Annotated in this window: 18 protein-coding genes; 7 read left to right on the top strand and 11 right to left on the bottom strand. The window is 68.4% G+C overall.

Going from position 1 to position 21,411, the window contains the following annotated elements:
• The first annotated feature begins 212 nt into the window (after nucleotides 1-212).
• The gene (locus tag NKI68_RS20130) at nucleotides 213-926 is read left to right on the top strand and encodes a helix-turn-helix domain-containing protein (protein WP_254546536.1); all 714 of its coding nucleotides are present in this window, start codon (nucleotides 213-215) and stop codon (nucleotides 924-926) included.
• A 155-nt stretch (nucleotides 927-1,081) separates the two neighbouring features.
• Here the strand turns inward: NKI68_RS20130 and NKI68_RS20125 are convergent, their stop codons facing one another.
• From NKI68_RS20125 to NKI68_RS20110, 4 genes are all read right to left on the bottom strand, one after another.
• Nucleotides 1,082-1,753: a helix-turn-helix domain-containing protein gene (locus tag NKI68_RS20125; RefSeq protein WP_254546535.1), complete on the bottom strand. Its 672-nt coding sequence runs from the start codon at nucleotides 1,751-1,753 to the stop codon at nucleotides 1,082-1,084.
• Nucleotides 1,754-1,851: 98 nt separating this feature from the next.
• Nucleotides 1,852-2,964, bottom strand: coding sequence for a DUF7972 family membrane protein (locus NKI68_RS20120; RefSeq protein WP_254546534.1), 1,113 nt, complete (start codon nucleotides 2,962-2,964; stop codon nucleotides 1,852-1,854).
• A gap of 127 nt (nucleotides 2,965-3,091) precedes the next feature.
• The gene (locus NKI68_RS20115) at nucleotides 3,092-3,493 is read right to left on the bottom strand and encodes a DUF2267 domain-containing protein (RefSeq protein ID WP_254546533.1); all 402 of its coding nucleotides are present in this window, start codon (nucleotides 3,491-3,493) and stop codon (nucleotides 3,092-3,094) included.
• A gap of 73 nt (nucleotides 3,494-3,566) precedes the next feature.
• Entirely contained in the window at nucleotides 3,567-4,541 is a 975-nt protein-coding gene (locus tag NKI68_RS20110) for an alpha/beta fold hydrolase (RefSeq protein ID WP_254546532.1), read from the bottom strand.
• A 272-nt stretch (nucleotides 4,542-4,813) separates the two neighbouring features.
• Between NKI68_RS20110 and NKI68_RS20105 the strand changes: the two genes are divergently transcribed.
• On the top strand, nucleotides 4,814-5,770 hold the full coding sequence (locus NKI68_RS20105) for a TIGR03557 family F420-dependent LLM class oxidoreductase (protein WP_254546531.1): 957 nt from the start codon (nucleotides 4,814-4,816) through the stop codon (nucleotides 5,768-5,770).
• A gap of 24 nt (nucleotides 5,771-5,794) precedes the next feature.
• Here NKI68_RS20105 and NKI68_RS20100 read toward each other — a convergent pair whose 3' ends face one another.
• Nucleotides 5,795-6,367, bottom strand: a complete 573-nt coding sequence (locus NKI68_RS20100) for a class I SAM-dependent methyltransferase (RefSeq protein ID WP_254546530.1) — start codon at nucleotides 6,365-6,367, stop codon at nucleotides 5,795-5,797.
• Nucleotides 6,364-6,612 (bottom strand): hypothetical protein, encoded by a 249-nt coding sequence (locus NKI68_RS20095; RefSeq protein WP_254546529.1) that lies wholly within the window; start codon nucleotides 6,610-6,612, stop codon nucleotides 6,364-6,366. Before NKI68_RS20095 ends, NKI68_RS20100 begins: the two co-directional genes overlap by 4 nt.
• A 111-nt stretch (nucleotides 6,613-6,723) precedes the next feature.
• Here NKI68_RS20095 and NKI68_RS20090 point away from each other — a divergent pair, with 111 nt between their 5' ends.
• The 3 genes from NKI68_RS20090 (at nucleotide 6,724) to NKI68_RS20080 (ending at nucleotide 8,984) form a co-directional block, all read left to right on the top strand.
• Entirely contained in the window at nucleotides 6,724-7,440 is a 717-nt protein-coding gene (locus tag NKI68_RS20090) for a helix-turn-helix domain-containing protein (RefSeq protein ID WP_254546528.1), read from the top strand.
• Nucleotides 7,441-7,462: 22 nt separating this feature from the next.
• The gene (locus NKI68_RS23990; protein ID WP_438267822.1) at nucleotides 7,463-7,843 is read left to right on the top strand and encodes an erythromycin esterase family protein; all 381 of its coding nucleotides are present in this window, start codon (nucleotides 7,463-7,465) and stop codon (nucleotides 7,841-7,843) included.
• A 445-nt stretch (nucleotides 7,844-8,288) separates the two neighbouring features.
• On the top strand, nucleotides 8,289-8,984 hold the full coding sequence (locus NKI68_RS20080; protein WP_254546527.1) for a CHRD domain-containing protein: 696 nt from the start codon (nucleotides 8,289-8,291) through the stop codon (nucleotides 8,982-8,984).
• Between the two features lie 147 nt (nucleotides 8,985-9,131).
• Here the strand turns inward: NKI68_RS20080 and NKI68_RS20075 are convergent, their stop codons facing one another.
• The 4 genes from NKI68_RS20075 to NKI68_RS20060 all read right to left on the bottom strand — a co-directional run bounded on the left by NKI68_RS20075 (nucleotide 9,132) and on the right by NKI68_RS20060 (nucleotide 17,462).
• Entirely contained in the window at nucleotides 9,132-14,297 is a 5,166-nt protein-coding gene (locus tag NKI68_RS20075; protein WP_303657489.1) for a multicopper oxidase domain-containing protein, read from the bottom strand.
• 443 nt (nucleotides 14,298-14,740) lie between these two features.
• The gene (locus NKI68_RS20070; protein ID WP_254546526.1) at nucleotides 14,741-15,142 is read right to left on the bottom strand and encodes a DUF302 domain-containing protein; all 402 of its coding nucleotides are present in this window, start codon (nucleotides 15,140-15,142) and stop codon (nucleotides 14,741-14,743) included.
• A 145-nt stretch (nucleotides 15,143-15,287) separates the two neighbouring features.
• Nucleotides 15,288-16,613, bottom strand: a complete 1,326-nt coding sequence (locus NKI68_RS20065; protein ID WP_254546525.1) for a permease — start codon at nucleotides 16,611-16,613, stop codon at nucleotides 15,288-15,290.
• Between the two features lie 288 nt (nucleotides 16,614-16,901).
• A complete protein-coding gene (locus NKI68_RS20060) occupies nucleotides 16,902-17,462 on the bottom strand; it encodes an FAD-dependent oxidoreductase (RefSeq protein ID WP_254546524.1) in 561 nt (186 codons plus the stop codon).
• Nucleotides 17,463-17,494: 32 nt separating this feature from the next.
• On the opposite strand from NKI68_RS20060, the gene rdfA reads away from it, so the two are divergent.
• Nucleotides 17,495-17,968: a rod-determining factor RdfA gene (rdfA, locus tag NKI68_RS23855; protein WP_368410980.1), complete on the top strand. Its 474-nt coding sequence runs from the start codon at nucleotides 17,495-17,497 to the stop codon at nucleotides 17,966-17,968.
• Nucleotides 17,969-18,006: 38 nt separating this feature from the next.
• On the opposite strand, the gene NKI68_RS20050 is transcribed toward rdfA, so the two are convergent.
• Nucleotides 18,007-18,894 carry a succinate dehydrogenase/fumarate reductase iron-sulfur subunit gene (locus NKI68_RS20050; protein ID WP_254546522.1) on the bottom strand — a complete coding sequence of 296 codons (888 nt, stop codon included), beginning with the start codon at nucleotides 18,892-18,894 and terminating at the stop codon, nucleotides 18,007-18,009.
• Nucleotides 18,895-19,071: 177 nt separating this feature from the next.
• Here NKI68_RS20050 and NKI68_RS20045 point away from each other — a divergent pair, with 177 nt between their 5' ends.
• Nucleotides 19,072-21,009 (top strand): archaea-specific SMC-related protein, encoded by a 1,938-nt coding sequence (locus NKI68_RS20045; protein ID WP_254546521.1) that lies wholly within the window; start codon nucleotides 19,072-19,074, stop codon nucleotides 21,007-21,009.
• The last annotated feature ends 402 nt before the right edge of the window (nucleotides 21,010-21,411 follow it).

Genomic DNA, 21,411 nt, shown 5'->3' with positions numbered 1-21,411 from the left:
GGCTGTGGCAGGGATATTCAAGTCGTTTTTACCGACTGTACTCGTTATTACGATGGCGTTCTGTCCCGAAGGTAGAACGGAACAGCGACGGTCGCGCGTCCGGGTTCCGTCGGGCGTCTGGAGGCCACCGAGCGGTTCGACGCGGCGAACGACGACGGCCGCCAGCGCCGCGGGGCAGAGGGTATATCCGATTCGGCGGGGTGAGTACGGGCATGAGTACGATCGCCGAAGTTCGGCTGCCGTCGGAGGAGTTCGCGCTCGCCCGGACGCTGCGGTCGGTCCCGGACGTGGAGTTCGAGACCGTCCGGCTGGTCGCCCACGACGCCGACCGGGTGCTCCCCCTCCTCTGGGCGCAGACGACCGACTTCGACGACCTGGAGGAGGCGCTGAGCGTCGATCCCTCCGTCGACAACGTCCAGTTGCTCGCCGACCTCGCGGAGGAGCGACTCTACCGGATGGACTGGGTGGCGAACATCAGGGCGGTCATCCACGCGCTGGTGGAGCAGGACGGGACCGTGTTGAGCGCGTCGGGACGAGCCGACGGCTGGCACCTGCGGATCCTGTTCCCCCAGCGCGAGGCCCTGTCCGCGACGTACGACTACTGCACGGCGGAGGGGCTCACCTTCGATGTCGAGGCGGTATCCGACCTGAACGAGGGGCGGGGGAGCCAGTTCGGACTCACCGAGCGCCAGCACCGGGCGCTCCTGACCGCCTACACCCACGGGTACTACGACATCCCGCAGAACAGCACGCTGGAGGACCTGGCGGACGCCCTGGGGATCAGTTCGCAGGCGGTCTCACAGCGACTGCACCGCGGGTACAGGAACCTCGTCGAGAACGCGCTCGTCATCGGGCACGCGACGGACGTCGAGCCCGGGAGGTCGGACGCCAACGCCGCCGAACGGGACGGCGAAGGGGCGTCGTAGCGGCCGTCAGATCTCCACCGTCCGCTCCGGCGACGCGGTCGCACCCGTCCGTCGGTCGGACGCGTGCGGGCGAGAGCCGGGGCGGACGGCGAGTGGGCGCGAGGAACGAAACCGGAGGGAGAAGGAGAGGAGAGACGGGAGAGACATCGGCCGGGTCAGCGACTGCCCTCGGCTTCGGGCTGGTCGCCGATGCGGAGCGAGTGTCGGATGAGCGCCCGATTGCCGCGGCGCAACCGCTCTGAGAGCGCCTGGTGGGAGAGACCGATCTCCTCGGCGAGGTCGTTCAGCTCGACCCGCTTCGGGACGTCGTAGTAACCGCGCTCGCAGGCCAGGGTGAGCGCCCGGTACTGCTCGTCGGTGAGACCGTAGAGCGTCGCGGGTTCCCCGCCCATGTCCTGGATCGACCGCACCTCGAACGAGAGATCGTTCTCCTGACAGAAATCGTTCGTCTTCGAGAGCGACTCGCGGGTCGGATACATGATCCTGAACTCCCAGCACTGACCGGCGCTCCGCGCGTCCATGACCGTCGCCCGCGAGTTCGTGACCATGTGGATCACGAGTTGCACCTGGTCGACCCAGTCCATCTGATAGAGGCTCTCGCTGTCGAAGTCGGCCAGCAGCGCCAGGTTGTCGACGCTCGGGTCCTCCTCGATGGCTTCCCGCATCGTCTCGTGGTCCGCCCCCCGGGCCCACATGAGCGGCATCACGATGTCCTCGCCGGTCTCGACGATCTGTTCGGTCTCGAACTCGACCTCGGGAAGCGCCGAGAGCGTGCTGTAGAGGGCGAACTCCTCCGCCGGTATCGACGCGCTGACGATTGTCGCCATGGGTAGTGGGTGGACCCACTGGCTCAGCGCGTATAACGCTCACGCGTTCCCCCTCGACGATCGGCGCGCCTCGACGGCGGCGACGGCGAGGCGAGCGGTCACCGTCCGCTCCCGCCGGCGTCGTTCCCGCCGCCGTCGTTCCCGCCGCCGTCGTTCCCGCCGTCGTCGCCCCCGTCGGACCCGTCGTCGCGGCCGGCGACGAACGGGCCGACGAACAGCGTGGACTGAGAGAGCGTCGCGAGGCGGGCGGCGTAGGCGATCAGGACGGCGAACGGCGCGAGCGCGACCGTGATCGCCGCGCTGACGAACCACAGACGGTTCTCGACGCCGAGCATCTCGCCCGGGAACACGTCGGGGGCGTAGAGCAGGGTCGCATAGAGGGTGAGCAGCAGCGACGGCGGCCCGACGTACAGGAGCGCCCGCGAGAAGTTGATGAACTCAGAACGGAGGTAGATCGTCTTCAGGTAGGCGCGCGCGGTGGCGAACAGTTCGAGCCGATCGACCATCTCCTCGATCGCCTCCCGTTCGGCGGCCGAGAGGTCGTCGCCGTGTTCCTTCCCGATCCGTCGCGCTCGCCGGATCTTCTCCGACACGTCGAAGCGCATGACCGCGGGGACGACCTCGAACTTCCCGAACCGCGCGCCCTCAAGGTCGCCCGTCACGTCCTCGGCGTCGCTCTCGACGTCGTCCGCGTACTGCCGGAGGTCGCGGCGGACCTCGCCGTCGCGACGGACGCGCTCCGGAAGCGCCGCCGCCTGCTCGGCGACCGCCGCCAGGAGCCCGTGGAGGAATCGCCCGGGCGACGACGACGCGACGGCCGAGTCGATGACGTGCTCCGCGTGCCTCCGGAGCGACATGGTGTCCTCGATCTGATCGCGCTGGGAACTCACGGGACCGAGTTCCGGCGAGAGGACGAGCTGGTTGATCGAGAGAACGATCGTCACGAGCGAGACGATCGCCTTGAGCAACTCGACGAGCACCGACGACGGCGAGACGCCGTCGACCAGGAAGTCGCGAACCGACGCGGGACCCAGCGCACCGACGAGCACGGTGAGCGCGAAGACCGCGGCCGTCAGGACGCCCGAGACGACCCACCGGTTCGCGGTGAGCAGGACCCACTGCTTCGCCCGCACTACCCACCCCTGGACCGGCCCGTAGTCGGGCGACTTGTACACCGCGTCGCTGATCTCGGGTTCGGACTCTGCGTCCATAGGTCTCGGTCCTCTCGATTCGATCGCTGCGCGATTCGACGCCCGCGGGACGTCCCGCCGCGAGTGGGGAAAACGGCCGCCTCCCCGGTCGATCGACCGACGGACCTCGCCGCCGATCGGACCGTCGCTACCTCGCGTCGGCGTCGACCAGTTCGAACAGGTCGTCGAAGTCCTCCGGAAGCTGGTCGCGGACCTGCTCGAGTTCCCCCGGCGGGACGGCCTCGCTCACCACGTCCAGTATCGCCTGGGCGTGGTATGCGGCGTCCGCCCTGTCGTTCGGGTCGGTCATGTTCTCGCGCTCCCAGACGCGGTCGACGAACTCGTCGTAGTCGAACCGCTGACCCGACTCCGCCTCCAGGAGGTATCGGTCGATCTCCATCGGGAGCGGCCCGGCGAGGTCCTCGGCCTCGCCCGCCTGGAGGCGCTCGCCGAGCGTCGTGAGCGTCGCCCGGATCGCGCGGACGGACTCCCCGGTCCCCGGTAGCTCGAGCCGATTCTGAACCTGTCCGGTGAACTCGTCGAAGTTCATTCGGGATCCCGTCTCCGGGTAAACGGTAGACCTACATAAGGGACACCCCGGCGAGTCCTTGCTCGGCCCGCCATCAGGAGCGCGCCTCGAGCCAGTCACAGACCCGCGGCCACCCCGAGACGTGCGCCTCGGGAGCGACCGACAGCCCCACGTGCCCCGTCGGGAACTCGACGACGTCGGTGTCGTCGCTCGGGACGACGTCGAGAAACGGGAGGCTCGCGTCCAGCGGGACGAACGCGTCGTCCCGCCCGACGATCAGCAGGACGGGCGCGTCGATCTCGTCCGGTCGGACGGGTTCGCCGAACACCGTCAGTTCGCCCTCGATCAGCGCGTTCCGTTCGAGCAGTTCTTCGACGAACCCCCGGTAGGTCGCGCCGGCCAGGTCGGGACCGTCGAACGCCCACTTCGCCCGCCGCGCGTAGTGCTCGACGTACCGCTCGTCCTCGACGTGCTCCCAGAGGTGGAGCGGGTTCGTAACGGCGTACTCGACCGGCTTGCGTAGCGAGAAGGCGGCGTCGAGCAGGGGCGCGGGTACGTTTCCGAATACGTCGACGAGGCGTTCGGGATCGTGCCGCCCCGCGATCTCACCGAAGTCGAACATCCCCCCCTCGGCGTCGAAGTCGAGCGGCGGACCCAGCAACGACAGCGTCCGAACGTCCTCCGGGTGCAGCGCGGCGTACGCGGCGACCAGCGGCGCGCCCGTCGAGTACCCGAGGAGGTGGACCGCGTCGCTCCCCGAGCGATCGCGGGCGGCGTCGACGCAGTTCGCGAGGTAGCGGCCGACGTAGTCGTCGAGGGTCAGCGAGGCGTCCAGTCGCGACGGAAAGCCCCAGTCGATCAGGTAGACCTCGAAGCCGCGTTCGAGGAACCGCCGGACAACGCTCCGCTCGGGTTCCAGATCGAGGATCGCCGGTGTGTTGATGAACGCATAGGCGATCACGATCGGGACGTCGTGCCGCCGCGTCTCGGGCCGGTAGCGACGGAGGGCGAGTTTGTTCTCCTCGTAGACGACGTCGTACGGCGTCGGCTCCACGTCGACTGCCGCCACCCGGCGCGCGCGATCGGGAAGGAGGACCAACCTGACCGCCGGCTCGAGGATGCACTCCCGTACTCGGCGTCTCAGGGGCGACTGAAGGTGCGTCATGGGACAGTCGGGTCGTATCGAGGTCGGTCGGTCGCGCGCTTGAACCTTCCGCGGGGGGCCGGGCGAACCGCGGGGGTCGCGCCCCGACGGCCATTCACACGCCAGCAGTAGACTTACCCGTCGATCGAGGGAACCACCGAGGAACGGTCGGCGCGGACCGCCGACGGTACCCAACCATGACCGAGATCGGCTACACCCTTTCGAGCGAGGAGCACGGCCCGAACGACCTCGTGGAGCACGCGGGGCGGGCGGAGGAGGCGGGGTTCGACTTCCTCTCTATCTCCGATCACTACCACCCGTGGGTCAGCGCGCAGGGGCACTCGCCGTTCGTCTGGGGGACGCTCGGCGGCGTCGCCCACGCGACCGAGGAGGTCGACGTCGGCGTCGGCGTCTCGGCCCCGATCATGCGCATGCACCCGGCGATCTACGCGCAGGCGGCGGCAACGGCCGCCGCGATGTTCGAGGATCGGGAGTTCTTCTTCGGCGTCGGGACCGGCGAGAACCTGAACGAGCACGTCCTCGGCGACCACTGGCCCGAGCACGCGGTCAGGATGGAGATGCTCGAGGAGGCGGTCGAGGTCATCCGGAAGCTCTGGACCGGCGAGCAGGTCAGCCACCGCGGGCCGCACTACACCGTCGAAAACGCGCGGCTGTTCACGCTCCCCGAGGAGCCGCCGAAGATCTGCGTGTCGGCGGTGGGCGAGCGGGCCGCGCGGACGGCCGCCGAGTTCGGCGACGGCTTCTGGGCGGTCGGACCCCAGGAGACCGTCCAGACGTGGGAGGAGGAGGGCGGCGAGGGACCGCGGTTCTGTCAGCTCTCCGCGTGCGTGGCCGAGACCGAGGAGGCGGCCGTCGAGACGGTGCACGAGCGGTGGCCGAACACGGCGTTGCCGGGGGAGCTGAGCCAGATCCTCCCCACGACGGCCCACTTCGAGCAGGCGACGTCGATGGTCACCGAGGAGGACATCGCGGAGGGGAGCACCATCACCGGTCCCGACGTGCAGCCGCACATCGACAGCATCCAGGGGGCGATCGACGCCGGCTACGATCACGTCTACGTCCACCAGGTCGGCGACGACCAGGAGGCCCTCTTCGACCTGTACGAGGAGGAGGTCCTCCCGTCGTTCTCGTAGCGGACCGAGGTAAGGTACCCCCCGTCACTTCGTCGCCAGCGCGCGCACGTCGCCGTCCCGCTCCTCTATCCGGATCTCACCGAAGCCCGCCTCCGAGAGCAGCGGCCGGAGTTCGTCCGTCGACTGGCCCGCGACCGGCGTGAACGCGAGCGCGAGCCGTCCGCCCGGCTTCAGGACGCGGTGTAGTTCCCGGAGGCCCGCCGCCGCGTCGGGCCACGTCTGCATCGAGTTGATGGAGAACGCCCCGTCGAAGGCGGCGTCCGCGAACGGCAGATCGTCGGCGGAGCCGTATCGGAGGTCGACGCGGCCGTCCTCGACGGCCGCCGCGTTCCGCGCGCGCGCCTGCTCGACCATCACCTCGGAGTAGTCGACGCCGGCGACGAACCCCTCGGGGACGGCCGCCGCCGCGAGCCGGACGCCGAGCCCCGGCCCGAATCCCACCTCGACGACGCGATCGGTCGGCCGAAGATCGAGCCCCGAGATGACCCACTCGGTGACTTCACCCTTCCCCCGGGCCAGGATCCGTCCGCCGAGCCGCCCCAGGAGGCCGCGCGGGCGACCGAAGGTCCGCCACAGGAGCCGATCGATCACGCTCACGCTCGCCCCTCCCGGGACCACGACTGACGCCCCGAACTCGACCCCTCCGCCGGCGTGCGGCGGCGTTCCGCGCGGAACGCGCCGTACCGGTACCCCGCGTACCACACCGGGACGCCGAACGCGAGGAACGCGACGAGGGTGATCCGCACGGCGTACCATGGTGCCGGACTCGCGAGGAACGCGGCGACGAACAGGCCGTAGACGAGGGCCAGCACGAGCGCCGTCCCCCGAGCGTCGAATCGCATGGGATGGGGATGGGCGGGACGGCGCATGAGATCACTGCCGGAGGACTCCGGCTCATTTATATTGCCAGGTGTCCTCCCCTCGCCTCAGCTGACCGGGCCTCGAGAGGGACGATGACAGACGAACCGAACCACGGGCGCGGACGGGCCGAGGGTCGCGGCGGGGACAGCCAGCCGCGCGACGCGACGAGGTACGCGACCGTCGCGCTCGACCTGGAGCGGACGGGGCTCCCCCCGGAAACGGGGACCGAACTTCCGGCGGGGGTTCGACGCGACCGGATCGACCGCTTCAACGTGGTCGACGACGAGACGATCGTGATGCTCTCGCACCTCCGGGGTGACCTCGACCGGGCGAGGCGGGCGCTCGCGGACGCGCCGAACGTGATCGCCTGGGACGTCGTCGGGCTGGAGACGGGGTACGCGTACGTCCACTGCGAACTGGGAGAGCCCGTCGGGAGCCTCCTCTCGGCGCTGTCGGCGTCGGAGGTCGTCCTCGACGTGCCGATCGAGTTCGCGGCCGACGGCCGGGTCCACGCGACGCTCGTCGGCGACGCCGAGTCGCTGGAGCGCGCACTGGACGCCGTCGCCGACGTCGTCGACGTGCGCCTCCTCGAGACGGGCGAGTACCGCCCCGGGGCACGGGAACTCGCCTCACTGCTGACCGACCGCCAGTACCGGGTGCTCTCGATCGCCGTCGATCGGGGGTACTACGAGGTTCCGCGGCGCGCCACGCTCGCCGAGGTGGCCGAGGCGGCCGGACTGAGCCAGTCGACGGTCGGCGAGCACCTCCAGAAGGCGGAAGCGCGGGTTCTGTCGCGAATCGTCCGGTGAGCGTCCCGATCGCTTCCGACTCCTGCTCTCCGACGACCTCGCGGCGGGTACCCCGCTCGCCGACGAGCGCGGCCACCGGGCGATCGGCGTCGTCTACCACCCGAACCGCGAGGCGGCGAACTACGTGCCGACCGTGCTCCCGGAGCGGTACGACGCGTTCGTCCACGCCGACGAGACGCGCGCTCCACCCGCTTCGCCTCCACGCGACGCGCGAGACGGTACCCGAACTCTACCCGACGGGGCTCTGATCGTCTCCCCCGTCTCCCGCCGGACAGTCTCTCGAGCCGTTCGATCGGCACCGCCGCCGCGAACGCCAGATCGGTACGCCGTAGAAACAGTCACAATTACCAGAAAGTTCATTACGCGTCCGACGAAGGCACAGTTCGTCGGCGGCGAACGATAGCACGTGACGCCGCCGACGACCCGACGACGGGCACGTCGGCCGGTCTCCCCCACGCGGTCCGTAGCGTATCGCTGGGTTCCCGATAGTCTCGTCCCGGCCGACCCCTGCTACTGTCTTCGGTACCTACCTCGTCGCACGTCCGACCCCGTGCCTCGCCTGCGATCGGGCGGTACCGCCCCAACGCCAGTTCCGATGAATCACTCGACGGACAGGACCGTCAGGAACGTGTGACGTCGCCTGGGAGGACTCCGGTTACCGTCTCGTTACGCCCGGTAGCGTCGAGCGGTCGGTCGATCCCGAGGTCGGGAAATTCGCCCACGACGAGGCGGTTAACGGATCGATACGGTGGATGTACCGGTACCCGCACAGTCATTCTGTCACGCCGATTACCGTATAACAATTTAGTCACTCGTCGGAGCGTACGACTCGTCGGAGGAGAAATACAATGGACACGTCTAGACGAACCGTACTCAAACTCGTCGGTGCCGGAACGGTCGCCGGCGCGGGGCTGGGTACGCAATCGATCGGTGCGACCGAGGGATCGGACGACGAGAAAGAACACGAGAAGAAGGAACACGGGAGGAAAGGACACGCCAAGCGAGGGCCGGTGTTCAGCGCGGGGACGCTCACGGGGGACGAGGAGGTCCCGCCGGTCGAGACGAAGGGGAAGGGCGCTGCGGTCTTCCAGGTCGCGAAACACGGCGGTCTCCACATCCACTACGCGCTCCTCGTCGCGAACGTGAAGGACGTGACGCAGGCGCACATCCACCTCGGCGAGCGCGGCGAGAACGGCCCCGTCGTCGCCTTCCTCTTCGGGAAGGAGGACGAGGAGGGCGAGTTCGTCGCGCCGCTCGAACAGGGCGTCACGGAGAACGGCCTCCTCGCAAAGGGTTCGATCAGGGCGGACGATCTGGTCGGCCCGCTCGCCGGGAAGCCGCTCCGCGCGCTGATCGAGGCCATGGCCGACGGCGGGGCCTACGTGAACGTTCACACGGAAGAGCACCCGGCGGGGGAGGTCCGAGGGCAGATCCGCGCCGTCGAGGAGGTGGAAGTCGAACTCGAGGAGGAGGTCTGCGTCGAGGCGGACCCCAAACTCACCGTCGAGAAGACGGTCGAACTCGAGGTAGAGGAGGACTGCTGACAGCGGTATCGGAAGCCGCTCCCGTTCTTTTCGAGAGAGGAGTACGCACAGCGGCGCGAACGCGCTCTAACGCGTCGGGGTGGACTCACCCGCCGCTCACGTCGCGAGGACGGGGAGAGCGCGGGCCGGCGCGCCGCGACCGCCCGGCTACAGGTTCCCCAGGTCCATCGTCCCGCGCCGGAGTTCCGTGACGGGGACGGTGTGCTTCCCGCTCTCGCTCATGACGACGACGGAGCGACCCCCGTCGCCGTTCCTGACGATGTCCACGGCCTGTCCGGCCTGCTCGCCGTGGGTCGCCCCGAGGAACTGCACGTCGGCGTCGAGGAGATCCGTGATCGGCCCGTGCGGGCCGACGAACAGGTAGGCGGCACCCGCGTTAACGCCGTTGATGTCGCTCGACGGTACGCCGATCAGGGTGTCCCGCGTCCCGTCGCCGGCCAGATCGCCGTGCGCGACTTCCCAGCCGGGGCGCTCGGTCAGCGGCACGTCGGCAGTCTTGTCCGGCAGTGGTTGCATCAGCCGCTGGAAGTCGTCGAGGCTGTCGCGGACGCGGAAGATACCCCACGCGCCGGCTTCGAGCCGACGGCGCTCCTTCAGCTCCTGGTAGACGAAGTCGCCGGTGCTCTCGGCCAGCCCGCCGGCCCCGCCGAACGGTTCGATCCGGTCGGCCTTGCCGACCGTGAACCGGTCGTCCACGCCGATGTCCTCGGACGCTTCGACGTTCCTGAAGCGGTTCCACTGGTGGGCCGCGAGGTGGAACGAGAGCCCGCGCGCCTTGTCGGCGGTCTTGTGGACGCGGAAGACGACCGGGTCGCCGAGCAGCGCCCGCGGGAGCGGCGTCGCAGGGTCGCCGTGGATCTCGGAGTCGTACACCTGCCACGGGTCGGGGTCCTCGTCGAACCGCCGGATGAACGGCTCACACCGGTAGTTGACACCGAGGTACCCCTGATCCTCGGTGTCGTCCGGGATCTGGTTGCACGGGTCCGGCTCCTCGCCCTCGCCCGTCTCCCCCTCGGCGTCCGGTCCGGGCGGGACGACGCACGGCGCGTCCGGGTCCTCGTTGACGATGTACTGCGCGTCGGCGAACGCGAGCGCGTACTCGCGGAAGTCCTCGCCGTCCGGGTCCTTCACCATCGCGGACTGACTCAGCCCCTGGATGAGGGGTTCGGCGGTGCTCGAATCCGCGAACGCCACGTCCTCGGGCTCGATGATGATCCGGCCGTACGCGCCGTGGTGGCGGTTGCTCCGGATGTCCGCGTTGTCCCAGAGGACGCTCGTGCCGATCGGCTCGTCGGCGAGCCACCGGTAGGTGATGGTCTCGCCGGGCGGGATCGTCTGGTCCCAGTTGAACCCGATCGTCGCGCCGTCGGACCCCAGCACGTTGTAGGTGAGGCGCGTGGGGTGCAGCGAGATCCGCTCGGAGCGGTTCCAGGGGCGCTCGATGCGCATCTTCGGGTGGGCGTGGTCGTTGTTCAGCCCGTCGCCCTCGAACCGCTCCAGCAACTCCCTGACCTTCGCCTCGATCCGGTCGATCAGGTCGTCGGAGAGCGCGTCGCTGAACCGCTCGACGATCTCGTCGCACTCCTCGGGCGACGCCCCGCGCTCGATGGACGTAGCGAGCGCGTCTCGCAGGTCCTCGGGGTGCAGGTCCACGTCGTCGAGCAGGTCCTCGAGGAACGCGAGCAGGTCCTCCTCCAGGTCCTCCTCGTCGATCGCCGCCGGCAGGCGGTTGGTGAGGTTGACCTGGATGCAGTCGCCCTCGTTTGCCCAGAGCGTAAGCGGCGTCGGCCTGCGCCGACCGGCCTCGATGTCCTCGACGTGCCTGTCCATCGCGAACACGATCCCGAGCGGGTCCTGGTCGCCGTGATCGTTGTACTCGATCGTGGTCCGGAAGGCGGTGACGTCGAACACCCGATCCGGGGCCTGCTCCGGACACGGATCGCCGGGACGCGGCGCGATCGGCGGCGGGCTCTCGGGGATGCTCCGGTTGTGGCGCTCGTCCTTGTCCGGCGGGAACGCCCGGTCGTCGTCCTCGTCGTAGCGGAGCTTCGCCTCGTGGCCGATCGTCGCGCGGTCGTCGAACGCGGCCGGGTGGCCCAGTTCCTTCAGCTCCTTGCGGGTGATCTTCCCCTTCGGTGCCCCGCGGTCCGGTAGCGGGTGGAGGTGCGGGACCTTCGCGCCGAAGACGCGGTGGATCCCCCACATCCCCGTCCAGAGGTCGTCGACGACCGTCGACCCGTAGAGGTAATCGCGGATGGGGAGCCCGGCCGGGTTCTCGGTCAGCGTCTCCAGCCCGGGTTCCTCCTGTTCGGGTTGCAGGTCCATGGTGAACGCCTCGGACGTCCCGATGACCTGCGACACCGCGTCCTGCGGGTCGAGCCCCTCCGGCTCGAACTTGCGACCGTAGATCGTGAAGTTGTGCTGCTCCTCGTAGGCGGCGTGTAACAACCGGAACCTGACGGGGTCGTTCTCGTAGGCTTCGAGGGTGGGCGTCGCCGGATCGCCGTGAACGAACGAGCTGTGGACGTAGGCGGGATCGCCCTCGTCGCGGATGAAGTACGGCTCGTTCCGGTAGTTGATCGCCATCGTCCCGGCGTTCTCGTTGTGCTCCCGGTCGTTGTTGATGAACTCCCCGTCGCGGTCGACGAGCTGCGCGAAGTCCTGGTACAGGAGCGCGAACTCGCGGAAGTCCTCGCCGTTCGGGTTCTGGATGATGGCCTGCGTTCCGCTCCAGATGGGCTCGCCCGTGTGCGGGTCGAGCCACTCCGACTCCGGCGGCTCGATGATGAGCTGGGCGAACGTTCCGTTCATGACGTTCTCGACGCCCGTGATGTGGTCGTGGAAGAAGATCGTCCCCTCCTCGTCCGGGAACCACCGGAGCGGCAGTTCCTGTTCCGGGAGCGACTGCTGGTTGTAGTTGAACCCGCTGGCGAGCGAGTCCGATCCGAGCACGTCGTAGGAGACGAAGTGGATGTGGTTCGACTTCCCGCCGGACTTGTCCGGTTTGCCGACGGTCGGCACGGGGATCACGTCCTCCTCGATCTCGTTTTTGAGGGTGATCTCGACGCAGTCGCCGACGTTCGCGCGGATCACCAGGGGTTCGGGGTTCATGTCGCCGCACTTCACGGCCTCGACGTCCTCCTCGAGGACGAACACCCGCCCCTCGGGGTCGTGGTGTCCGGCGTCGTTGTAGACGACGTCCGCTCGCAGCGCGACGATGGTGTACTCGCGCTTCTGCCCCTCGATCGCCACGTCCGGGCCGTCGTAGCCGGGAACGTCGATCTCGGGATCGCACGGGTCGGTGTACGGCGCGCCCGGGATGATCTCTCCCTTCCGGGTCAGCGCCTTTCGCTCCGCCGGGGTGGGGTCGCGGAACTCCTCGAGACCGGCGGCCCCGTACGGCGGAAACGGCGGACCGATGCCGAACTCGCCGGGGATGAAGTCCGGATACCCGGGGATGTCGGAGTCCTTCGGGATGGGCGGCTCGTTGGTCGGGAGCGTCTTCAGCCCCTTCTGTTCCTTGTCCAGCACGCGCAGCATGCCCCACATCCCCTCGCCGTAGTGGGGGAAGAGATGACAGTGGAACAGGATGTCTCCGGCGTTGCCGTGGGCACCTCCGGCCCCGACCTGGAACGCCTCGGCGTACGTCATGTCCGGGCGGACCGTCTGGAAGTCGTCGATGGCCGCCCGGGGCGTTCCGAACGCGGGGACCAGCGACTGGTCGTACACGGCACCGAGTCCGATCGTCTGCGAGTCGATCGTGTCGGAGTCGTCGTCCGGCGGCACCTCCTTCCAGCGGTGGTTGTGGAGGTGGTGGACGTGGTTCTCCTCGACCGACGCGCCGACGGAGATGGTCCTGACCGGATCGCCGACGTACATCGGGTAGACCTGATCGCCGCCGCCGGGGTCGCCGTGGATCCACGAGCTGTAGAACTCGGATGAATCACAGGCCGGGCAGTTGTCCGGATCGATCCGGTTCCCGGTCGGATCGGCCCGGTAGTTGATCGCGTGGACCATCTGCGGTTCGTCGCTGTCGGGCCAGGTGAGTTGCCCGCCGTCAGAGGTCACGATGCCCTCCGGCGTGTGGTAGTGCAGGACGACCTCGCGGTAGCTGACGCCCGGAACGAAGCCGTTGTCGATCGCCTCCTGGGACAGGTCCTCCGGAACGTGGATGTCCGCCTGGACGCTGACCGGGTCCTCCTCGCCCGTGTACGGGTCCGTGTAGGTCGTCCCCTGGGGGTAGACGACCGCCGTCCCGAACAGGCCGCGCGAGAGCAGGTTCGCCACCTGCGGCGGCTCCTCGGCGCTGTCGTACACCTGGTTCGCCCCGTCGAGGAAGAAGTGACCGCCGAACTGCGCCGCGTGCCAGCGGTAGGTGATCGACTCGCCCGGCGGGACGGTCGTGTTCGGGTTGAACCCGACGTCCATCCCGTCGTTGAGTTCGACGTCGTAGGGGAGGGCGGTCTGGTGCATCGAGGCGTGGCGGTCGAGGTGGTTCACGAACTCGATCTCGATGATGTCGCCCTGGTTCGCGCGGAGCACGAGCGGCTGGAGGACGCGCGTCTCCACGTCATCCTTCTTTCGCTTCTTTCGCTTCTTCTCCCCGTGGTGATGCGTTCCGCGGTGTTTCTTCCCCCCGTGCCCGTGTTTCTTCCCCTGATCGTCCTTCTCGTGGTGGTGGTGCTTCCCCCGGCGTTCCCGGTGGTGATCGTCGCCGTGGGGGTGGTCGTGGTGGCGGTGATCCCCGTGCTGGTGGTCGTGGTGGGCCCGCTCATCGTGGTGACCGTCACCGTGGTGGTCCTCACCGTGTGCGTGACGGTGGTCGGGATCCTCGCCGTGCTGGTGGTCGTGGTGGGCCTTTCCGTGGTGACCCTTCCCGTGGTGCGGACACCAGTCGTGGTGACCGCGGTGGCCGCCTTCGATCTCCGGGAGGTCGTCGCAGAACGGCGAGTCCTCCAGGACGACGTTGTTCCCGCACGGGACCTCGCCGGAGGCCGCGCACGCCTCCGCGAGGTTCTCCTCGAGGACGTACACCGCCGCGTTCGGCTGGTGCAGTCCGTAGCGGTTGTAGACGAGGTCGACCTCCACGGCGTGGACCGTGAAGTGGCGGACCTCGCCGCCGTCGTCCGGTTCGTCGGGGACCGTCCCCTGATTGTCGCCGTCGAGGAGGTTCGCACCCCCCATGCCCGCGCCCCCGAGGAGGGCGGCCGAGCCGACCACGCCGCTCCCCTTCAGGAAGGTTCGCCGCGACGCCGTACTCATCTCCGGCTCCGGGATGTCGTTCGATGCGTCCGTGTCTGTTGAATCGCTCATGAATTCGTCCGATAGCGTTGTGTTTCCTTCGTGTGCGTCCGGTACTTCGTCAAATCAAATTCACCTGAGTATTACGCGGTCACGAGGGTCCATTCTAGGTGGTTATCTATAGTTAGTTACAGTAACTGAAATCTGCAGAAATCGGTCGGAACGTTATGAAACACGTATCGGAGTGACGATCATCGTCCCCGCACCGTCGAAGAGCGGTTAATTACGGTCCTGCCGCTAAATATCTCGTCGTTAACAGTACCGAAAACGGCATAATACGACGATATTTTGAAATGGTTCCCCGAAACAGTCACATTCCAGATAGATATGCGGAGGCGTGATACTACCACGAAGCCGTACTACACGCGTTCGAGAGAGAGCTGAGAGCGTGAAGGGCCGTCGGCGGGGACGGTGATTCGCCGTCGAGGAGGACGGGAGGACCGACCGCGATCCGCTCAGTCGCCGGCGGCGACGGCGTCGAGCACGCGCTGGAAGCGCTCGTCGACGTCGTCCGCGATGGAGTCGAGCGCGGGGTTCTCGACGACCGAGAGCATCGCGCCCGGATCGACCGCGCTCACCACGACCTCGCCCGATCCGTCCTCGCGGACGACGACGTTGCACGGTAGCAACGCCCCGAGGTCGGGTTCGGCGTCCAGTCCCTCGCGCGCGAGCGCGGGGTTGCACGCCCCGAGGATCCGGTAGCGCGGGTAGCCCTCGAGACCGAGTTTCTCCTCGAACGCCGCCCGCACGTCGATGTCCGAGAGGACGCCGAAGCCCTCCTCCGAGAGCGCCGCCTCGGTTCGCGAGACGACCCGATCGAACTCGTCGTCCACCCGCCGTTGCATTCGGTAGCTCATACGCGACGTTGGTCGTCGATTCACATAAATGGGTCGTCTGCACAATATTCTCGTTCGATCCGACGGGTCGGCGGCGGGTCCGAGCGTCGAAGGGCCGGAGTCGGAGGATCGGCCCGTCGGAGGGGCGGACGACCCGGAACCGATCTCAGTCCGCGGAGGTCGCCATCGATCCCTCCCCGCTCCCGACCGACTCGCGTCGGTGGAGCCAGTAGAGAAACAGGAAGAACGCCGTCGCGAGGACGTTCAGGACGAGCTTGTAGTTGAGTTCGATCTTCACCTCCGCGATCTCTGCGGTGGACGGATCGGGGACGAGCCCCAGCGCGAGAAACAGGAAGTGGACGAGCACCCCCGTCACGACCGCCGCGACGAAGATCATCGCAGAGAGGACGGCGGCGAACGTCGTCCCGTAGTACTCCCGGTAGGCCTCGACGATGGGCGGGACGATGAGGTCGGCGTAGATGTAGCTCAGCACCGACCCGAACGGCAGCCCGCGCGTCCAGAGGACGGTCCCGAACGGGACGTTGCCCACCGAGCAGACGAACGTCGCGACACCGATGACCGCGCCGAGCGCGGCCGTCCAGAGGACGAACACCGGCGCGCCCGACTCGCCGCCGGCGAAGAGGCTCGTCCACACGGACTCGGGGATGAACCCGGCGATGAGGCCGGCGAAGACGAAGCCGATGGCGATCTCGTCCCAGAGCATCCCCCACTCCTTCCACTGCTTGTCGGCGAGGGCCTTCCACCCCGAGAGCGACGTTGCCTGCTCGCGAACAGTCGTGTTGGCCTCCTCGGGATCGAAACCGTCCTTACAGGCTCGCGAACAGAAGTAGTAGGTCCGCCCGTCGTGTTCGGTGGCGTAGTCGGTCTCCTCCGGGTTCACCTCCATCCCGCAGACGGGGTCCCGCGCGGTCGGCTCCTCGTCGTCCATCGCGTTGCGCCGCGCCCGCTCGACGAGTTCGTCGGGAACGAGGTAGACGAACCCGAGCGCCATCAGCGCGATGAGCACGAGCCCTCCGACGAAGTCCGCCAGCAGGAACTGCCAGCCGAGCAGGATCCAGATGATCACCCCGATCTCGATGACGAGGTTCGTCGAGGCGAACATGAACGCGCCGACGGTGGCCGCCGCGGAACCGCCCTTCTTGAACAGGTTCTTCGCCGTCGCGATGGCGCTGTAGGAGCACGACGAGGAGACGAACCCGAAGAACGTCGCCGCGCCGATCTCGCGGGGACCGTGGCCCTCGAGGTAGTCGGCGATCCGGTCCTTCGAGACCCACGCCTCGACGCCGCCGGCGATGGCGAACCCGAGGACCAGCGCCCACCACGTGATCCACGCCATCGCGAGCGTCGTCGTCACGAACTGTCCGGTGCTCTCGACGAGGAACGCATCCAGGGGCTTCGGCGTCGTCAACGCGCCGACGCCGACCGTCGCGAGCGCGAGCAGCGACAGGAGCCCGTATGCCCAGCGGTCCATGTGTACCGGTACGTACACGCGCCCGATTTACTCCCGTTGCGGTTACGAGAACTAAACCGCCGGGGGCGCGCGGATCCGGCGATCACCGCCGCGATCGTTCCGGTGTCGGACGAAGCGCGGCGGCCCTGCCATCGTCGAGCGTCGGTCCGCGGTCGGACGGCGCGGTCGACGCCGGATCGTGAAGTCGGGTCCGGTCGAGACGCTGGATTCGAAAGTCGACGCCGAACCGAGCGCCGTTCGGACGGCTCGCCGCGTCGATCGCCGTCGTGAACGGACGGGGGTCGACCGCTACAGCTCCGGCACGTCGGCGGGCGTGTCGAAGTCGTGGAAGTGCTCGCCCTTCTCCTTGCTCAGGATGTCGAGGGCCGCCGCGCCGCCGTCGCCGGCCGAGATGACGGCCTGCCACTCCTGGTCGCGGATGAGCGCGCCCGTCGCGTAGACGTTCTCGACGCTCGTCTCCATGCTGAGGTTCACGGCGACCGTGTCGCCGTCCGTGTCGCAGCCGAGGCGCTCCGCGAACTCCCGGTCGGTGCCCGTCGCGAGCACGAGGTAGCGCGCGTCGTGTTCGCCGTCGTCGGTCGTCACGCGGAAGCCGTCGTCGGTGGATTCGACGCCGGTCACCTCCTCGCCCGCCCGGAGGTCTGCGCCGCGGTCCGCGACCTGTCCGCGCGCGACCGCCATGAACTCGTCGCCCGCGATGCTACGGATCCCGAGGTAGTTGAACAGGTGCGCCTTGTGCATCCAGGTCTCGTCGGTGTCGAAGACGACGGTGTCCAGTCCGTTCTTCGCGGTGAACAGCGCCGCGCTCAGCCCGGCGGGACCGCCGCCGACGATTGCTACGTCGACCATGGTCGACGGTTCGGCCGGAGGGAGGATAAGGATTGGCACGGCGGAAGTTCACGCCTGGAGGCGGCGCTCTCGACGGCCGGCGTACCCCGATCCGACCGGACGGTCGCGGAGACGTATCGGCTGCTGTCCGACGACGACGTGACCGGGGCGAACGCGGACGGGCCGAGTCGAGACTCGAACGCGCGGACGTCGACGTCGAGGCGCTCCGGCGCGACTTCGTGACCCACCGGGCGGTCCACTCCCACCTGCGGAAGGTCCGGGGGGCGTCCGCCCCGACGACGAGCGACGACGAGCGACTGCGGAAGGACCGCGACCGCCTCGAACGGCTCCGCAACCGGACGGTCGCGGCGACCGAGGAGACCGTCGACCGGCTCAGCCGAACGGACCGCCTCGGGATCGACTCGTTCTCCGTGTTCGTCGCCGTCCAGGTCGTCTGCGAGGACTGCGGGACGCGGTACGAGGCGAGCGACCTGCTGCGGGCCGGCGGGTGCGACCGTCGGTCGTGAGCAGCGGGCGACGGGGAGAGCCGACCGAACCGCTTCGACTACCAGAACTTGAGATCGTTCTTCACCGCCTCGCGCTTCATCTCCTGGATGTGCTTCGTGAGCGGGATGTCCTTCGGGCAGACCTCCGTGCAGGAGAACTGCGTCTGACACCGCCACACTCCGTGCGGTTCGTCCAGGATGGCAAGCCGCCTGCGCCGCGCGTCGCTCCCCTCGCGTTCGTCCATGTAGAACCGGTACCCCATGTTGATCGGGGCGGGACCGAGAAACCGGTCGTCGCCGGCGTAGATGTTACACGAGGAGGTACACGCGGCGCACCAGATGCAGCGCGTGGCCGCCCTGATCGCCTCGCGGTTCTCGCGCGACTGTCGCTGTTCCTCCAGGGGGTCGCTCGGGAGCGAGTCGGGCTGGAAGAACGGCTCGACCGCGTCCATCTGATCGTAGAAGTGTCCCATCTCGACGACGAGGTCCTTCAGGACCTCCTGGTGGGGGAGGGGTTCGACCACGATCGGCTCCTCGAGGTCGGCGATCTGCGTCCGACAGGCGAGACGCTGACGCCCGTTTACGAAGACCGCGTCGCTCCCGCACACCGCCTGTCGACAGGAGTGGCGAACGGTCAGGCTGGGGTCGAACCGGTCGCGCGCGTAGATGAGCGCGTCGAGCACCGTGAGTCCCTTCCTCTCGGGGACGTGAAAGTGATCGAAGCGGGGCTCTCGCTTCCCTTCGACCTCGGGGTCGTACCGGAACACCTTGAGGTGGACCGTCCCCTCCTCGCTCGCTCGGGCGCGCTCTCCCCCCTCCCGGGACCGACGGCGCGCCGCCTTCTCCGCGAGCCGCCGTTCCTGCTGCTGCGGCCCCGTCTCGGCGGGGCGGGACGAGCGCTCCCGTCGTTCCCGTGATTCCCCCGGCGCGGACGCTTGCTCGCTCATGTCGGTACCCGAGCGGAAGCGACGCGTGGTAATACGTGTCGCCCCGTTCGGCGGGCGGGACACTCCGTCTCGGGAGAGGGAGGGGCCCGACGGCGGACGGCGATCGCCCCGTCCGCCCCGGGGAGGCCGTCGAATCGTTCGAAAAGGGATATACCTGCGGCACCCGTTCCCACGCGTATGAACTCGCCACAGGCCGTCGCCGAGGAGGTGACGGTCGACGTCCGTAACGTCGGTGGGATCACCGAGACGGACGTGACGTTCTATCCGGGCGTGACGGTACTCCGCGGGCGGAACGCGACGAACCGAACGTCGCTCCTGCAGGCGCTCATGGCGGGGCTGGGGAGCGACGACGTCTCGCTCAAGGGCGACGCGGACGAGGGGATGGTCGAGCTGACGGTCGGCGGCGAGACGTACCGCCGGACGCTCCGGCGCGAGGGGTCCGCAGTCGCGTTCGACGGGGAGGCGTACCTCGACGACCCGACGACCGCGGAGCTGTTCGCGTTCCTGCTCGAATCCAACGAGGCGCGCCGCACCGTCGCCCGCGGGGACGACCTCCACGACCTCATCATGCGGCCGGTCGACACCGAGGAGATCGAGGCGGAGATCGGCCGGCTCGAAGCGGAGAAACGCCGCATCGACGAGGAACTCGACGCCATCGAGTCGCTCGAGGACGAACTCGGAGACCGCGAGGTGGAGCGCGAGGAGCTAAAACGCCGCATCGAGGCGAAGCGCGACGCGCTCGCGGAGAAGGAGGCGGAGATCGAGGCCGCGGACGCCGACATCACGCAGTCCCGCGAGGAGCAGTCGGCGCTCGAGGAGACCCTCGGAGAGCTCAGCGAGGCGCGGTCCGCCCTCGAGACCGTCAGGTTCGACAGCGACTCGGAGCGGGAGAGCATCGACGCGCTCGAGGCGGAGCGCGACGAACTCGAGGCGGAACTCGCGGACCTCCCGGACGAACTCGACGGGACGGACGAACTCGAGAGCCGGCAGGAACAGCTCAGGGCGCGCCAGCGCTCGCTCGAGGGGACCATCAACGAACTCCAGAGCATCATCCAGTTCAACCGCGAGATGATCGAGGGGACCGCGACGGACGTCACGGAGGCGCTCGCGGACGACGAGGGGGCCGTGACCGACCGGTTGCTCGACGGCGACACGACGGTGTGCTGGACCTGCGGGACGGAAGTCGACGTCGACCAGGTCGAGACGACCGTCGACCGCCTGCAGTCGCTCCGCAAGGAGCGGCTGAACGAGCGCAACGCGGTCCGGAGCGAACTGCGGGAGGTCAAGGAGGAACTCGACGGGCTGGAGGCGCGCCGCGGTCGCCGCGACCGCCTCGAGACGCGCCTGAACCGCATCGAGGACGAACTCGACCGGCGGCGCGACCGCCTCGAGACGCTGGCGGAACGCCGCGAGGAACAGGAGGCGCGCATCGAGGACCTCGAAGCGGCCGTCGAGAAACGGGAGAACGAGGACTACTCGACCGTCCTCGACCTCCACCGCGAGGCGAACGAACTGGAGTTCGAGATCGGGCAACTGGAGTCCGACCTGGCGGAGACGACCGACCGCATCGAGACGCTCGAATCCCGCCTCGACGACCGCGACCGCCTCGAACGCGAGCGCGACTCGGTCAGCGAGGAGCTGACCGACCTCCGCACGCGGATCGAGACCCTCGAGACGCGCGCGGTCGAGCAGTTCAACGAGCACATGGCGACGGTGCTCGACCTGCTCGAGTACGCGAACCTCGACCGCATCTGGCTCGAACGCACCGAACGGACCGTTCGCGAGGGACGGCGGACGGTCGAGTCGACCGGGTTCGAGCTACACGTCGTCCGAACGACCGAGTCCGGAACCGCCTACGAGGACACGGTCGAGCACCTGAGCGAGTCCGAGCGCGAGGTGACCGGACTGGTGTTCGCGCTGGCGGGCTACCTGGTCCACGAGGTGTACGAGACCTGTCCGTTCATGCTGCTCGACTCCCTCGAGGCGATCGACGCGGATCGGATCGCCCGACTCGTCGATCACTTCCGGTCGCAGGCGGGGTTCCTCGTCGTCGCGCTGCTCCCCGAGGACGCCCAGGCGCTCGACGACGACTATCGGCGGATCGACGAGATCTGACCGCGGGCTACCGCCGGCACTGTTCTACAGAAGTAATTGCTCGAATTCTCTCCGCACAGGTCGTCGGTTCGAACGGGGACCGGAACCCCGGCCTCCCGGGGCGCGGAATCGACGGCGGTGATCCGGAGTCCGACCCCGAACCCCGCGTGCCGCGGCTCACCCGTTGGGGCCGCCGGCGCGCGCCGCCCGTTCTGCCAGGTCACCGACGCCGCACTCTCTCGAACCCCCGAAACCCCCGTTTCGGGTCGAATCGCTCCGACGCTCCCGCACGAGACGCCCGCCACGGAGGCGCTGGTTCCGTCACGTCGCTCGCGGCGACCGTTCGACCGTCGTGGTGGCGATATTCGACGATATGCGAGTAAATAGTTCTACATCAATTGATCCGTCGACGGTCGGCGGCGA

The sequence above is a fragment of the Halomarina pelagica genome, assembly GCF_024228315.1.
Lineage (GTDB): Archaea > Halobacteriota > Halobacteria > Halobacteriales > Haloarculaceae > Halomarina > Halomarina pelagica.
This window is presented reverse-complemented; position numbering and strand designations above follow the sequence as displayed.

Bases quoted from the DNA above. Each gene is read 5' to 3' on its own strand.
- NKI68_RS20065 (WP_254546525.1), bottom strand. From the start codon at position 16,613: ATGGACCGCTGGGCATACGGGCTCCTGTCGCTGCTCGCGCTCGCGACG.
- NKI68_RS20125 (WP_254546535.1), bottom strand. From the start codon at position 1,753: ATGGCGACAATCGTCAGCGCGTCGATACCGGCGGAGGAGTTCGCCCTC.
- NKI68_RS20045 (WP_254546521.1), top strand. From the start codon at position 19,072: ATGAACTCGCCACAGGCCGTCGCCGAGGAGGTGACGGTCGACGTCCGT.
- NKI68_RS20050 (WP_254546522.1), bottom strand. From the start codon at position 18,894: ATGAGCGAGCAAGCGTCCGCGCCGGGGGAATCACGGGAACGACGGGAG.
- NKI68_RS20105 (WP_254546531.1), top strand. From the start codon at position 4,814: ATGACCGAGATCGGCTACACCCTTTCGAGCGAGGAGCACGGCCCGAAC.
- NKI68_RS20120 (WP_254546534.1), bottom strand. From the start codon at position 2,964: ATGGACGCAGAGTCCGAACCCGAGATCAGCGACGCGGTGTACAAGTCG.
- NKI68_RS20070 (WP_254546526.1), bottom strand. From the start codon at position 15,142: ATGAGCTACCGAATGCAACGGCGGGTGGACGACGAGTTCGATCGGGTC.
- NKI68_RS20075 (WP_303657489.1), bottom strand. From the start codon at position 14,297: ATGAGCGATTCAACAGACACGGACGCATCGAACGACATCCCGGAGCCG.
- NKI68_RS20115 (WP_254546533.1), bottom strand. From the start codon at position 3,493: ATGAACTTCGACGAGTTCACCGGACAGGTTCAGAATCGGCTCGAGCTA.
- NKI68_RS20095 (WP_254546529.1), bottom strand. From the start codon at position 6,612: ATGCGATTCGACGCTCGGGGGACGGCGCTCGTGCTGGCCCTCGTCTAC.
- NKI68_RS20130 (WP_254546536.1), top strand. From the start codon at position 213: ATGAGTACGATCGCCGAAGTTCGGCTGCCGTCGGAGGAGTTCGCGCTC.
- NKI68_RS20080 (WP_254546527.1), top strand. From the start codon at position 8,289: ATGGACACGTCTAGACGAACCGTACTCAAACTCGTCGGTGCCGGAACG.
- NKI68_RS20090 (WP_254546528.1), top strand. From the start codon at position 6,724: ATGACAGACGAACCGAACCACGGGCGCGGACGGGCCGAGGGTCGCGGC.
- NKI68_RS20060 (WP_254546524.1), bottom strand. From the start codon at position 17,462: ATGGTCGACGTAGCAATCGTCGGCGGCGGTCCCGCCGGGCTGAGCGCG.